The sequence below is a fragment of the Duffyella gerundensis genome (assembly GCF_001517405.1).
GTDB classification, from domain to species: Bacteria; Pseudomonadota; Gammaproteobacteria; order Enterobacterales; family Enterobacteriaceae; genus Duffyella; species Duffyella gerundensis.
In genome coordinates, this window is the sequence record NZ_LN907827.1 from 1,662,413 (window position 1) to 1,676,224 (window position 13,812).

Annotated in this window: 12 protein-coding genes; 6 read left to right on the plus strand and 6 right to left on the minus strand. The window is 49.2% G+C overall.

Annotated features, from left to right (window positions below; genetic code table 11):
- Window positions 1–170 precede the first annotated feature (170 nt).
- Window positions 171–1,250 carry a LacI family DNA-binding transcriptional regulator gene (locus EM595_RS07695; protein WP_067429912.1) on the plus strand — a complete coding sequence of 360 codons (1,080 nt, stop codon included), beginning with the start codon at window positions 171–173 and terminating at the stop codon, window positions 1,248–1,250.
- Window positions 1,251–1,257: 7 nt separating this feature from the next.
- Here EM595_RS07695 and EM595_RS07700 read toward each other — a convergent pair whose 3' ends face one another.
- Window positions 1,258–3,210, minus strand: a complete 1,953-nt coding sequence (locus EM595_RS07700; protein WP_067429915.1) for a sigma-54-dependent Fis family transcriptional regulator — start codon at window positions 3,208–3,210, stop codon at window positions 1,258–1,260.
- A gap of 221 nt (window positions 3,211–3,431) precedes the next feature.
- On the opposite strand from EM595_RS07700, the gene EM595_RS07705 reads away from it, so the two are divergent.
- From EM595_RS07705 to EM595_RS07715, 3 genes are read left to right on the plus strand one after another with little or no spacing between them, the layout of a single operon-like run.
- Window positions 3,432–4,445: a Gfo/Idh/MocA family oxidoreductase gene (locus EM595_RS07705; RefSeq protein ID WP_067429919.1), complete on the plus strand. Its 1,014-nt coding sequence runs from the start codon at window positions 3,432–3,434 to the stop codon at window positions 4,443–4,445.
- Entirely contained in the window at window positions 4,445–5,224 is a 780-nt protein-coding gene (locus EM595_RS07710) for a TIM barrel protein (RefSeq protein WP_067429922.1), read from the plus strand. Before EM595_RS07705 ends, EM595_RS07710 begins: the two co-directional genes overlap by 1 nt.
- 36 nt (window positions 5,225–5,260) lie before the next feature.
- On the plus strand, window positions 5,261–6,178 hold the full coding sequence (locus EM595_RS07715; RefSeq protein WP_067429925.1) for a substrate-binding domain-containing protein: 918 nt from the start codon (window positions 5,261–5,263) through the stop codon (window positions 6,176–6,178).
- A gap of 215 nt (window positions 6,179–6,393) precedes the next feature.
- Here the strand turns inward: EM595_RS07715 and EM595_RS07720 are convergent, their stop codons facing one another.
- From EM595_RS07720 to EM595_RS07740, 5 genes are all read right to left on the minus strand, one after another.
- A complete protein-coding gene (locus tag EM595_RS07720) occupies window positions 6,394–6,639 on the minus strand; it encodes a DUF2543 family protein (protein WP_067429928.1) in 246 nt (81 codons plus the stop codon).
- Between the two features lie 143 nt (window positions 6,640–6,782).
- Complete coding sequence (locus tag EM595_RS07725) at window positions 6,783–7,262, minus strand: cold-shock protein (protein WP_067429931.1); 480 nt, start codon at window positions 7,260–7,262, stop codon at window positions 6,783–6,785.
- 181 nt (window positions 7,263–7,443) lie between these two features.
- Complete coding sequence (locus EM595_RS07730; protein WP_336470217.1) at window positions 7,444–8,658, minus strand: MFS transporter; 1,215 nt, start codon at window positions 8,656–8,658, stop codon at window positions 7,444–7,446.
- Window positions 8,645–9,496: a sulfurtransferase gene (locus EM595_RS07735; RefSeq protein WP_067429934.1), complete on the minus strand. Its 852-nt coding sequence runs from the start codon at window positions 9,494–9,496 to the stop codon at window positions 8,645–8,647. Before EM595_RS07735 ends, EM595_RS07730 begins: the two co-directional genes overlap by 14 nt.
- 59 nt (window positions 9,497–9,555) lie before the next feature.
- Window positions 9,556–10,794, minus strand: coding sequence for a hypothetical protein (locus EM595_RS07740; protein ID WP_067429937.1), 1,239 nt, complete (start codon window positions 10,792–10,794; stop codon window positions 9,556–9,558).
- A gap of 331 nt (window positions 10,795–11,125) precedes the next feature.
- On the opposite strand from EM595_RS07740, the gene EM595_RS07745 reads away from it, so the two are divergent.
- Entirely contained in the window at window positions 11,126–12,388 is a 1,263-nt protein-coding gene (locus EM595_RS07745) for an ATP-grasp domain-containing protein (RefSeq protein WP_231938720.1), read from the plus strand.
- Window positions 12,375–13,511, plus strand: coding sequence for a trans-sulfuration enzyme family protein (locus tag EM595_RS07750; RefSeq protein ID WP_231938721.1), 1,137 nt, complete (start codon window positions 12,375–12,377; stop codon window positions 13,509–13,511). The genes EM595_RS07745 and EM595_RS07750 overlap by 14 nt, the downstream gene beginning before the upstream one ends.
- Window positions 13,512–13,812 lie beyond the last annotated feature (301 nt).

A 13,812-nucleotide genomic window follows, 5' to 3' on the forward strand; every position in this document is an offset into this window, starting at 1 on the left:
TCAGTGCAACAAATTAGCGGTAAAATGTAACGATTGGTGAGGCGGATCACTTAACGATCTATGTGAACGTCAATCTTTTATGGCAATTCGCAACGCTGTGAGCGGGTTAACTAGGCCAGGGTCTGGACGACTGATACAATTCCGACCCTCTGCAGACTGGGAATCGAGTTATGAAGCTGAAAAGTGCCACGTTAGAGGATGTTGCACGCCATGCCGGGGTATCCTACCAGACGGTTTCACGCGTGCTGAATAAGTCCGCTAACGTCTCAGAAACAACGCGTCGCAAGGTGGAAGAGGCGATAGAGGCGCTGCGTTACGTGCCCAACCGGCTGGCACAGCAGCTGGTCGGCAAGCACATAACCACTCTTGGGCTGGTGACCACCTCGCTGGCGCTGCATGCGCCCTCTCAGGTGGCCGCTGCGGTGAAACGCTACGCCAGCGAAGCGGGTTATCAGGTGCTGATTGCCATGATCGATGAGAACGTCGGACAAAGCCTGCAGGGCGCGATCAACGAGCTAAAATCGCAGCGGGTGGATCGGGTCATTATCAACGCGCCGATGGAGACCGCCGACGCCGAACGCATCGCCGAGGATAACCGCGACATCATCTGCCTGTTTCTGGATGTCGATCCCTTCTGTTCGGTGTTTAACGTGTCGTTTAACCCGGCCGACGGCACCCGCGCCAGCGTCAAATATCTCTATGAGCAGGGGCACCGGGCGTTTGCGCTGCTGGCCGGGCCGCAGCACTCGGTCTCTGCTAATCTGCGCCTGAAAAGCTGGCTGGAGATGCTGGAGCGTTATCATCTGCAGCCGGTGAGTCTGGTCTACGGTAACTGGGATGCGCAGAGCGGCTACGCTGGCGCGTTACAGATGCTGCGCGAAGCACCCGATTTTACCGCGCTGCTGGTGGGGAACGATCAGATGGCGCTGGGCGTGCTGAGCGCCTTTCATCAGAACGGCGTCGCCGTGCCGGGGCAAAAATCGGTGATTGGTTATGATGACACTTACGAAAGCGCCTTTTTCCATCCGTCGCTAAGCACGGTGTCGCTGGATCTCGATCGGCAGGGCAAAGAGGCGGTAGAGCGGCTGCTGCGGGCCAACGAAAGCGACAGCAGCCGCTCGTCGTCAATCCTGCCCGCGCGGCTGGTGGTACGCCATTCCAGCGGGGCGCCGGGCGAACAGCAGCAGGATCTGAAACAGATTGCCGATGAGCTGCGTGCCATCGCCAGCCGCTTGCAGGGGCAAAAGTAGCCGTCGGTTAGCCGCGACGGCGCAGCGCCTGCATATCGATCTGCCAGAGATGCAGCTTGTTATAGAGCGCGGTGCGTGAGATGCCCAGTTCCTGTGCCGAGCGGCGCAGGTTGCCGCCATGCTTATCGATGGTCAGCAGGATATGCTGACGGCTGGCATCCTGCAGCGAGCTGAGCGCCTCAGCGACCGGTGCGTGGCGCATCTCCGCTGGCAAATCGGCAACGTCAATCAGCAGCCCTTCGCACAGGCTGATCATGCGCTCCACGAGGTTTTCCAGCTCACGCACGTTGCCCGGCCAGTGCCACGCCTGCAGACAGGCCATCGCCGCCGGTGAAAAGCGCGGCGGATTCCGCTTCAGTCGTGCGCAGAGCGACTGGGTAAAGGCGTTCACCAGGCTGACAATGTCCTCCGCCCGCTGCCGCAGCGGCGGTATCGCCAGTGAGATGACGTTAAGCCGATAGAAGAGATCGCGCCGAAATGCCCCTTTTTCAACGGCGTCGAGCAGATCGCAGTGGGTCGCCGCAATGATACGCACGTTAACTGCCACCGGCTGCGCCGCGCCAATGCGCAGCACTTCGCTCTCCTGAATCACCCGCAGCAGGCTGGTTTGCGCCTCAAGTGGCATCTCACCAATCTCATCCAGAAACAGCGTGCCGCCGTCCGCCAGCTCAAACTTACCGGCCGATCCGCCGCGTCGCGAGCCGGTAAAAGCACCATCGACATAGCCAAACAGCTCGCTCTGCACCAGATCGCGCGGCAACGCGCCACAGTTGATGGCGATAAACGGCTCCTGCGCGCGCAGGCTGGCATTGTGGATCGCCTGAGCAAACAGCTCTTTGCCGGTGCCGCTCTCGCCGGTCAGCAAAATGGTGCTGTCACCGCGGCTGCTGAGGCGAGCATTCTGAATCGCCTGTTGCAGGGCGGGGGCCTGGCCCTGAATCATCTCAAAGGTATAGCTGGCGCTGACGCCCAGCACGCGCCGGGTAATCGCCCGGATACGCTGGTTCTCGCGCAGGGAAAGGATACGATCGCCGTCCGGGGCGGGCATCAGCGACACCAGACAGGATATGCCGCTGCCCGCAGGCATAAACTGCAGCTCGCGGTCATTGCAGAACGGCAGGCTCAGCAGCGATCCCGCCTGTGGCTGCAGTTGCTCATCAATTGCCGGACCGGTGATATCGAGGTGGCTGAACACCTGGCGCGCATAGCGATTAAGGGTTTTGATACAGCCCTGACGGTCGAACACGATAATGCCTTCGTTCAGCGTTTCCAGAATTGACTGCTGTTCGGTGAGGTGACGGCGCAGGATTAGCTCACGGCCCACCGCTTCGGCGGCCGCCTGCACCGTGCCCAGCGTGTGGGCGTTGAAATTATCCGGTGTGGCGGTGAGCGTCAGCACGCCGATCACCGAACCGGTGCCGTCACGCACCGGCGCGGCGGCGCAGTGGCGATGGCGATCGCGCAGCTGGAATTTCCAGTTTTCACCGCTGAGCACGTAGACCAGACGCTGCTCAATCAGGCAGCGCGCGGTGCAGTTGGTGCCGAGCACCTCTTCGCGCAGGATGCTGCCGGGCGGCGTCAGATCGGCGCCGCAGTAATCCAGCGTTACGCCTTGCGCATCGGTGAGATTGATATGGCCATCAGGATTGTAGGCCAGCAGGTTGGCCATCACTTTGCGCGCCACCTCAATCATCTCGCGGTTGCTGGCCAGAATCGCTGCCAGTTCCGCAGCGGGCAGCGCGCAGTAGACGAAGTGCGCCGGATCGATCGCCAGCTGCTGCGAACGCTGCCACGAATGAAGAATATTGGCTCTTATCCAGTGCGGCTGCTCGCCGCGCTGAAACGCCTGCCAGCCTTGCTGCAGTAAATCCTCCCATTTTGCTGCCTCGCTGCTGGCGGGCAGGCTGAATATCGCATCACTTTCATCTTTAACCGGTAACAGACCTTGTAACGCGTGCATGGCATTCTCCGCCCAACGTGGAATGTCCATTTTATTTACATGTCAGATTGACATGTAAATTTTGTTATCACTTTGTGACTTCCATCTGTGCAACCGCTCACAAATATCCCGCTCTGCGCGCTGGCACCGCGTTTGCAATGGCTGTAGCAGGCATGGCAGCGAGGTTTCGCCATCGCGCACCGATCGCCCTGACGGGCACACCATTTCAAAAAGGAGCGTTTATGCATTCACCATCCGTACGTGTCGGCCTGATTGGCGCAGGCAGAATGGGCAGCTTTCATGCCGAGTCACTCGCCCAGCGCGTGCCGGGCGCGCAGCTGGTTGCCGTGGCCGATCCGCAGCCTGGCGCGGCACAAGCGCTGGCAACAAAGCTGGGCGTCAGCAAGGCGTTCAGCGATCTGCAGGCGCTGCTCAACGATCCTGAGGTGGATGCGGTGGTCATCGCCTCACCGGCCCGCACCCACGCGGCCTGGGTCATCGCCGCGGCCCAGGCGGGCAAGCATGTGTTTTGTGAGAAGCCCATGGCGGTCACGCTGGAGGAGGCGGACCGCGCCATCGCCGCGGCAAAAACCGCAGGCGTGGTGCTGCAGGTCGGTTTTAACCGCCGCTTTGTCAGCGGTTTTGCGGCGGCCATTGCGGCGGTGAAGGCCGGTGAAAACGGCACGACTCAGCTCAGCCGCTCGGTGACCCGCGATCCGCTGCTGCGCGATCCAGCACCGATTCCGCAGTGGACCATTTTTCTCGAAACGCTGATCCATGATTTCGATACCCTACTGCATTTCAATCCCGGCGCGAAGCCGGTGGCGGTTTGTGCGCTGGCCGATGCGCTGGTGCGCCCCGATTTTAAAGCGCAGGGGCTGCTGGATACTGCCGTCGTCACTATTCGCTTTGATAACGGTGCCATTGCCACGGCAGAAGCGAACTTTCAGGCGGTATACGGTTATGACGTGCGCGGCGAGGTGTTTGGCAGCAAAGGCATGATGCAGGCGGGCAATATCAACCTTAACAACTGCGTCACCTATCGCGAAAACGGCATCGGCATCGCGACGTCGCGCATGGACACCGACCTGCTACGCGACGCCTACGTCGCCGAGCTGACCGAGTTTGTGCACTGCATTCGTTCTGGCGAAACGCCGCGCGCCACCGGGGAGGATGCGCGTAATGCGCTGGAGATTGCGTTGGCCTGCATCGCTTCGGTCGAGCAGGGACGGTCAATCACGCTGGGGGATCGCTGATGGCTGACTACACATTATCGGTCTGCGCCGAAATGGTGTTTCTCGACCTGCCGTTGATTTCCCGCGTTGAGCGTATTCATGCGCTGGGTTTCGGCGTTGAAATCTGGGGCTGGGCTGACAAGGATATCGCCGCGCTGGTGGCCACCGGTGCCCGCTTTACCTCGATGACCGGCTACCTTACCGGCAATCTCACTGATGAAGAGGGCATCGCGCAGCTGCTCGCCAGCGCAGAACGCTCGCTGGCGGTGGCCGCGCAGCTCAACTGTCCGTCGCTGAACCTGCACGGCACCGGGCTGGATGCGCGCGGCCTGCCGGTAAAACCGGTTGAGGTGGTGACCGGGCAGATGTGGCTGCAGGCAGCCGACACGCTGCGCCAGCTGGCACAGCTGGGCGAACGCGCCGGACGGGTGTTTACCCTAGAAAACCTTAACCTCGCGGTTGATCATCCGGGCACGCCGTTTGCCCGCGCCGCCGATACGCTGGCGCTGGTGGAGGCGGTCAACAGCCCGGCGCTCAAGATGAACCTTGATCTCTATCACGCGCAAATTGGCGAGGGCAATTTGATTGCGCTGCTGCGCCGCTGCGGACCGGCAATCGGCGAAATTCAGGTTGCCGACGTGCCGGGACGCCAGCAGCCCGGCACCGGCGAAATCAACTATCGCGCCATCGCGCGGGCGCTTGAGCAGATGCACTATCGCGGCGTGGTGGCGCTGGAAGGCTGGGCATCCGGCGACAGCACCGAAGCCCTGGCGCAGTTTCGCGATCATTTCACCTGCTGATCGCGCGATCATTCTTTAATCCAACAGGACGCAAACATGAAAATATTCACCGCTTTAGTGCTGCTGCTGAGTTCGCTGTTCAGCGTATCGGGACAGGCAAAAACCTGGCAGGTTGGCGTGGCGCTGGCCAACTTTGACCTTAACTTTGTTTCTATTTTGCGCACGCAGATGCTGAGCGAACTGAAAGCAAAAGGGATGCAGAGCCAGTTTGTCGATGCCAAAGGCGACGTGGCGCTACAGGTGCAGCAGGTTGATGATTTTATTAATCAGGGCGTTGACGCGATTATTCTCAACCCGGTGGACACGCAGGGCGTGCGGCCGATGATTGAGGCAGCACGGCGCGCCAACATTCCGCTGGTGTTCGTGAACCGCAAGCCTGAGATCAAACTGTTGGCGCGCATGGCCTATGTTGGCTCTGATTCCGCGCTGGGGGGTGAAATGCAGATGGAGGCGCTGGCAAAACGCATGGAGCACCGCGGTAATGTGGCGATCCTGATGGGCGCGCTGTCTAATGAAGAAGCTCGTGAGCGTACGCGCGCCGCTGAAAAGGTGATCGGCAAATATCCGCAGATGAAGGTGGTGGAGAAGCAGACCGCACGCTGGCAGCGCAATGAAGCGGTAGATGTGGTCTCTGGCTGGCTGCTCAATAACAGCCCGATCGACGCTATTGCCGCCAACAACGATGAGATGGCGATCGGCGCGATTATGGCGCTGAATCAGGCGAAGAATAAGCACATCCTGGTGGCCGGCATTGACGGCACGCCGGATGGGCTGCAGTTCGTCAAAAACGGCATGATGGCGCTGACCATTTTCCAGGATGCCAAAGTGCAGGCCACCGGCGCGGTGCAGGTAACCCAAACGCTGCTGGAGAATCAGCCCGCAGAGGCGTTTAACTGGGTGCCCTACAAGGTTGTCACTGCGGAAAACGTTGCGGCGATCGCCGCTGCTCGCTGAACAGACTGGCCGCAGAGGATGCTATCTCCTGAGCGGCCAGCCTGACGCCGCACTGTTTCAATCGGCTGAGCAGTGCAGACGCAGAGTGATTTTTTCGCATTACGGAATCGGCATTATTGCTGTTCGCAAAGGCAACAGGCATCACATAAAAAAATCCACGTCAGCACGTGGATTTTTCCTGTTAAAGCGGTCGATCCTTTACCTGAGCGAGACGATTACTCGTTGCCCCATTGATTCAGGAAGTTGGCGATCTCATCAATGCGCTGTGGATCGATGCCCGCATCAACCGCCATCTCCTGCTGAGCCGCTTCATCAATCTCTTCGTTGTTGCTTAACCGCGTCAACAGCAGTTCAAAATAGTGCGCAACCGGTTCGCGCTCGGCATCGCTCAGCGGCGTGGCGGCTTCGGTTGAGTATTCATCGGCAATATCAAAATATTTAATCGGTACTTCATGGTTCATAAGGTATTTCCAGAATTAAAGAGGGTGTCAGTTATTCCAGGCGGCGACGGGTAAATCTGCATCGTCAGCCCCGCCCGTTGTGGCAACATGATTACTATCACGCGAAGCCGATCGCCTGCGATACGCAGAAACCGGCCTGCCGGTTACACCTTGAGCATTTTCACCGTGGCATCGATATCGATCTCATCTTCCGAGAAGATCAGCGTGGTGCCCTGAAAGGTAGTGATCGCCAGCTTTTTCAGCGAGCGCGTGGCGCCAGGCTTAGCGGCGGTGGGCCGAATGCTGCTCATCAGCAGGCCCACAGAGAGCACCGCATTTTCTTTATCGATGCGGGTCTCGGCGGGCACTTCTTCGCTGAAAACCACGTAAGATTTAATCGAGGTCAGCTTCAGGCGCTCACCCGCAATATAGATGTATTTGCTTTCCGGCAGCACCTTCACTGCATAGGCTGACAGGCCTTTGCTGTTGGTGGTCGGTTCAAACGTCACCGCGGCATCTTTCTTGATCAAATCGGGGTTGGAGACCTTAATCACATGAAAGTACCGGTTGTCGCCGTTTTCATCTTTGATAAATCCAAAGCCTTTGTCCTGAAACCAGGTTGTGATCGTTCCGTTCATCGCCATTTACCGCCTGCCTAATCGTGTTATCTGCTCATTTTTTTCAGCGCGCAGTGTAAAACACAATGCCTGCGCAGACTATGCCTTTGCGTTAAGTGTGGACGATAAATTTGGCCTGGGCGAAGATGGAGTAGGGCGAGGTGCGGCGCGGCGGCCGCTCAGTAAGAGGGTTTTATCTCCCTGCACATTAAGCCTGAGCAACCTTACGGCTCAGTCCGACTTTTTTGTATATTAAAATGGAAAGCAATCCTGTAATAAAAAGTAGAAAAAACATTGCGTAACCATACCCAGCATCTATTAGCAAACCACAAATCAGAGGGCATAAGGATGCACCGAGAGAAGTAAGGTTTATAATTCCAAAGGAAGTCCCTCTAAGATTGGCTGGTGCTAGCCTGTCTACTTCAATGCTAAACGCTGGCATTGCTATCAGCTCTCCCAAACTAAGTAAAAAAGTAGCAAAAATAATAAATGCTATTAATTTAAAATAGGCCAACATAAAAAATAGTTGGGCTAAGGATATTAATATGATGCCTAAGATAATTTTAGTATTAACTGTAGATCTTCGCAAAAGATAAAGAACAGGATATTGGCATGCTATTACCGTTATAGCGTTAGTGAAAAATATAGCACTAATTATAAATGTTAAGTCTGGGAAGCTTATTCGAGTGAGGAACTGGATAAGTGGCGAGTCGAAGGATATATAAACAAACATGAGCAAGGAATAGCTTATAAGCAGTCTAACAAAAGAGGGTTGGGATAATATGATTGAAAAAGCGTGAAGGATTCCTGCTGAAGGAGATGCTTTCTCTCTTCTGGACTTTGAGGAAATCGCAACAATGGTTATCATCAATATCGTATAAATAATATATATTATGGCTGAAATTATAAATATATTTAAAGATGGCGAGGTCAAGGCGTAAGTTCCTGCTACAGGGCCAAAAGCTGTACCTATATTAACAATGTAGTAGCGAATATATTGAAATTTTTCCCTTTGCCGAACGTCATTAACATAATCTCCTATCATAGCTTTGCTAAATGACTCTGTGCATGCACGGCCTAAAGAAATTAGAGCCATAGCTATGACAAAGCCAATGACTTCTGTTGTTCCAGCCATCACTGAAAACCCCGCCACACTCAGAACAAGGCTGATTATTAGTGCACGCTCACGACCGATTATATCTGAATAATAACTTCCCAACATCCCAAATAATATTCCTGATGCTGAAGTCATAAAGAAAATAGCGCCGATGAGTGAAGCGCTCAGACCAAAATCACGATAAAGCACGAGCGAAAGATAAGGCCATGTCATAAAATAACCTGCACGGGACAAAAAAGTCCCCAGCAACATGGTATAAATTACTGCTCTGTTTTCAGGTGGCAAGGGCATATTATTCATTCTCATGATTTAGCAAGGTTTTTTCTACAGGCAAGGCATCGTCTGCACCCCATTCAGCCCAGGATCCATCATAAACATACAGGGCGTTGAATCCTGCAATAGAGGCAGCGATGAGCACAATGCATGCCGTAACACCAGAGCCACAACTAAAGATAAGACGCTGTTGTTTAGAAATGCCCCTGGAAATGAATAGCGCAGTGAGTGCATCTGAATTTTTATATCGGCCTTCACTCAGCACACTTTCAAAAGGAATATTGATTGAGCCGGGAATATGCCCACTTCGCAAACCAGACCTTGGCTCCGCCTGAATACCATCAAAACGGGCAGACGGGCGTGCATCAATAATAACGGCTTGCCTGGAGTTAAGATTTTCATTCAAGAAGTTTTTGTCGATGATATGCTCAGGTTGAGGAGCAAACTGAATAGGAAGCGTTGCGATAGGTTGCCGATGATGACTTGAAACCTTATAACCCGCCTGCTGCCATGCAGACATTCCTCCATCCAATAGATAAACGTTCTTAACTCCCATTACCTTAAGCATCCACCACACTCTCGGAGCAGAATAAGCACCCTGTTGATCGTAAACCACTACAGTTGATTCTGAGCTTATGCCCAGACCAGCCATGGAAGATGCCATTGAAGATAAGCGGGGAAAAGAGTGTGGAAGACCAGTAGTCAGATCAGAAAATTCTTTTTCCAAATCAAAATATATCGCATCAGGGATTACACCACCAGAAGTTGGAGCATGTGTATTCATGGTTTTTTTCAGCGTGGCATCCACTATGACAATATTTCGTTTATGTTGATTACTTATAATCCAAAGCGGTGATACTAATAAATCCATTTAAAATACCTTTTTTGACAGAGGCCGTTAAGGCCTCATTATTTTTTAGGAACAGCCTTTTATACTTCTATTACATCAATGCGATGTTTGTCTACTAAAGGGATATCATAATTTTCCATCTGAAGGATTTCTCCAGCAAAACATCCATTTTTATACACGCCTGATAACCTGTCCTGAGTGAACGATTCGATGGCTTCGACGTCAAAATGAACTCTGTAGTCATACTCATCGCTATTGGTTTTCTTGATGCGGGTAAGAGAGCCGAAGCCAGGCTCAAAAATATTTACACATCCAACTATTTGTCCTATACGTTCGTGTTCCTCACCCTCTATATAAGTAATAGTGGCCTCGCAAGGAATAATGGCAAATAGCTGACGACCCGCTCGGCACCAGCCCACGTGAGCAGGAAGATCCAGAACGTCGATCCCGGAGGTCCCAAAATCCTCGCTGACGCCAAGCTGAAAATGTAAAGTTAGATTATCGTGTATCCATCTTACATTCTCATAAAAATCGCGTACTTGCTTTTGAGAGAGTTGCAAATGAGGATGACGGCGTCCATGGTCAGTGAAGCAGTTAAAACGTACAGTCTCAACCCCCAATTTATTAAAAAGCTGACAATATTTTATTAAATTTTCGCGGGAATGATTATGCGTTCCAATAGTGATGCCAATATTGACCCGGATTTCCGTGTTAAACACATTTTCATTACTATAATTCTGTATTCTTGAAATAACTGATATACATTTCTCGCCTGGAAAAACACCTTTTATTGGATAATCCGTATGAGAATAAAGCAAACATTTATCGACATCATCAACTATACCATGAAAAGTAATGGAAACAGTACCGTAACCATTTCTTACCGCTTTATCCAGGAGGTCGGTATAGTTTTTTTGCAGTAGGGGTTTACCACTTGTCCATGCATCACCTTTTATCATAGTCTCTGTTTCTTCTTTATTCTCCCCTGAACGAAACTCACGGTTGTGTGCAGGCCCGTAGATATCCATAAATTCCCCATTGTGAGCAAAGCTGTCTACATAACGGGGGTAAATATTGAAACCTTGCTGTGACAATTTCCTATATATGTCATGGCCTGCATGTATACCAAATGATTTCGCGAAGACTTTTTGATAATTCACAAACCAACAATGATTGCAATTTTGCCCACAAGTATCCTTTCCAACAAATGTATCTACATCAAGGTAAAAATGGATGTCTTCATTTTTTATAGATGAAAATGGCTCTTTGAAATCGATATCACCATGATAATCGTAGGATATTTCCATGTTTTCTTTCATCGACATTGCTCCATTAGTTATTTTGCGTATATCGGTATAAAGAATATGGGTATGCAAAGTCAATGATAAGTTTAGCTGATTAGTTTGGTTGGGCTAAAATTCTGTGATGATGGACTTAGATGCTTTTTTTTATACATAATGCAAATTTTTATGCTGCAATGGAATTGTATTTAATTTCATAAGTAAATTATTTCAATCTTAATTATATAGTTTAACTTCTTTTTATTTGATGGCTAAGTTTTTAATATCTTGATTTTAATGGATATATTTATATTTTATGAGGGTTGTTTAAATTTATTGTCAAGGTTTATTTACTTTAGTAAGGTTGTGAGTGTTTTTTTCACAAAAAATTAAGGTAGAGACAGGGATGGAAGAAAAAAGGGTTTTAGTTTTGGCAAAAACGGAATACATGAGAACACCTTATGATAAATGGCTCATCGATTCAGGTATTTCGCCGATAATTGTTACATCCGCGCGTTTTTATGATGGATATGCAGAAAATTGTGAGCATTGTTATTGTTTGAGTAATTATGACAGTGACGATACCGAGTTATATGCATTGGTTGATAAAATTTATCAATCAATCCCTTTTCATTATGTGTTTTGCCGTGCAGAAGTTGATGTCATTCGTTCAGCTGAAATAAGGAGAAAGTTTAATATCCCGGGGCAAAGTACCAATAGCGCAATTCATTACAGAGATAAACTTCTCATGAAAGAACGTTTGTCCAGAAAAAATATAAACATGGCTAATTTTAGTGAGATAAACTCTGCTGATGATGTCATCTCCTTCTCAGAAAAGAATCAATATCCTTTTGTGATAAAACCCAGGCTTGCATCAGGTTCTTCTGGGGTTCGAATTATAAAGGATCATAAAGAGTTAAATGATTTCATTAAATCCAATGATGGAAATTTGAAAGGTATGTTGGCCGAGGGTTTTATTGATGGGGTGATGTATCATGTGGATGGTCTGTTTGTTGACGGTAGGATAAGGTTTATACAGCCCTTCAAGTATATCAACGATTGTCTTTCTTACCGTGAAGATATGTTTATAGGTAATGTACCGTTAGAAAAAGATGATAGTACCTATCACTTATTAGTTGAAACTACAAAACAAATAATAGCTAATATGCCTGCTACAGAAAACTTCGCTTTTCATTGTGAATTGTGGCTAACGGCTGAGAACGAAATCATTTGTTGTGAAATTGCAAGCCGGACCGGCGGAGGGATGATCAGTTTCCTCATTGAAGAGATGTCCGGATTAAATATTGATAAAGCCTGGTTGCTGGCTGAGTGCCACATTCAAACGGAGGATTACCCTGCTTATAGCGATGAGTTTTTGCGTTTTGGATGTGTTTGCATACCACCTGCAAGAGGAAAGCTGCTTTCTTTGCCAGTTGTCGATGAGAAATCTGTGCGGAAGATACATTTTACGGGGTTGATTGGCGACAGCTATCAGGGTGGGGAAAAGTCAGGGCTCTATCTTATCGGGTATGTAATCGAAGCTAAGGATCAATCAGCTGTCATTGCATCCTTTAAAAATCATTTTCTCCAGGTCCATCATTCACAATACTGGGAGCTAAATGTCCATGGTTGATGAGGTCTCCGAAAAAACTGGGCGTTATTTTCCCCATCCCGCTGTGCAACGTTTTACCTCTGGAGTTTATCCTGATCATCATGCTTTGGTAACGGCATCTCAGGATACTCTAAAGGAAAATTATCCACGATATTCACGGTTCGGCACACCTGTTACTGATGCTGTTGAACAAGAAGTGACTCGTCTTGAAGGCGGCTATGGTTCATTGTGCGTATGCTCTGGTCTTGCTGCAATAACTTCTACTCTTTTGGCTTTTCTTCGGCCTGGCGATCATATTTTGGTCAATCGTTCTGTTTATGAACCAGTACGTCATTTCATAAATACCTATCTTTCTCAACGTGGCGTGAGTGCCACGTTCCTTTCTTCATCCGAGTTTATGGAATGTGATAAATTTTTAAAAAAAAGCACTACCTTAATATATATTGAGTCACCGTCTTCAAATGTTTTTGAAGTTACCGATATCGAATTTGTTGTTAATCAGGCACAAAAAAATAACATCCTTGTGGTTATGGATAATACATGGTCAACGCCGTTGTTAATGAATCCAATTAAGCATGGCGTTGATGTTGTAATACATTCAGCGTCTAAATATTTATCGGGTCATTCTGATGCTGTAGCGGGCATCATTACAACTACGGAGAAGTATTTTTCCCCCTTAAGAAAATATCTGATGATGGCTGGTATCTGTTTAGGTGGAGAGGAATCCTTCAGCATTTATAAAGGGCTAAAGACATTGGGCGTAAGGTTGGACACACAGGCTAATTCTGCTTCTAAGATTATAGAATTATTGAGTTATCATCCACATGTTGGAACTGTTCTTGCACCTCAACTCATAACACATCCTGATCATTGCACATATAATAAGTATTATAAAAAATACAACGGCGTTTTTAGCTTTTCTGTTGCATGCGTGTCAGATAAAAAAAGAGATGAGTTTTTGGCTGGGTTTAAAATTTTTAAGTTAGCTTATGGGTGGGGGGGAGTAGACAGTTGTATAATTCCTTTTACATTGACTCACTTTTTAATTTCGGATCCAACTCAACTTTTTTTCCGTGTTAGCACAGGGCTGGAAGAGTGTGATCTTTTAATCGCGGATTTTAAAAATGCACTTTCATTTTTATAGTGTTATTAATAATATATTTTAATTAAATGAGGTTTTTTGTATTTATTGTTAAGTGGTTTTTTTATTTACTCGATGATTTTGCCGGCTTAAGAAAGATGAGGTTGATCGTGTTATGATATTTTAGTGAATAAGTAATGGGTTTTTATTGTGATCAATTTACGATTGAGATATACGAATTTACGCAGGTGGATATTTTATTGTGCCGAATTATAATTCTGCATAAATTAATTCAACGTTATTTCTATAAATTTTTTAATTATATATTAATAATATTCTATTGCTAAATTAATATTGTCATTGC

What these genes read in the sequence shown, in the direction of transcription:
- EM595_RS07695 (WP_067429912.1), top strand. Translation starts at nt 171, where the DNA reads ATGAAGCTGAAAAGTGCCACGTTAGAGGATGTTGCACGCCATGCCGGG.
- EM595_RS07700 (WP_067429915.1), bottom strand. Translation starts at nt 3,210, where the DNA reads ATGCACGCGTTACAAGGTCTGTTACCGGTTAAAGATGAAAGTGATGCG.
- EM595_RS07705 (WP_067429919.1), top strand. Translation starts at nt 3,432, where the DNA reads ATGCATTCACCATCCGTACGTGTCGGCCTGATTGGCGCAGGCAGAATG.
- EM595_RS07710 (WP_067429922.1), top strand. Translation starts at nt 4,445, where the DNA reads ATGGCTGACTACACATTATCGGTCTGCGCCGAAATGGTGTTTCTCGAC.
- EM595_RS07715 (WP_067429925.1), top strand. Translation starts at nt 5,261, where the DNA reads ATGAAAATATTCACCGCTTTAGTGCTGCTGCTGAGTTCGCTGTTCAGC.
- EM595_RS07720 (WP_067429928.1), bottom strand. Translation starts at nt 6,639, where the DNA reads ATGAACCATGAAGTACCGATTAAATATTTTGATATTGCCGATGAATAC.
- EM595_RS07725 (WP_067429931.1), bottom strand. Translation starts at nt 7,262, where the DNA reads ATGGCGATGAACGGAACGATCACAACCTGGTTTCAGGACAAAGGCTTT.
- EM595_RS07730 (WP_336470217.1), bottom strand. Translation starts at nt 8,658, where the DNA reads ATGAGAATGAATAATATGCCCTTGCCACCTGAAAACAGAGCAGTAATT.
- EM595_RS07735 (WP_067429934.1), bottom strand. Translation starts at nt 9,496, where the DNA reads ATGGATTTATTAGTATCACCGCTTTGGATTATAAGTAATCAACATAAA.
- EM595_RS07740 (WP_067429937.1), bottom strand. Translation starts at nt 10,794, where the DNA reads ATGAAAGAAAACATGGAAATATCCTACGATTATCATGGTGATATCGAT.
- EM595_RS07750 (WP_231938721.1), top strand. Translation starts at nt 12,375, where the DNA reads ATGTCCATGGTTGATGAGGTCTCCGAAAAAACTGGGCGTTATTTTCCC.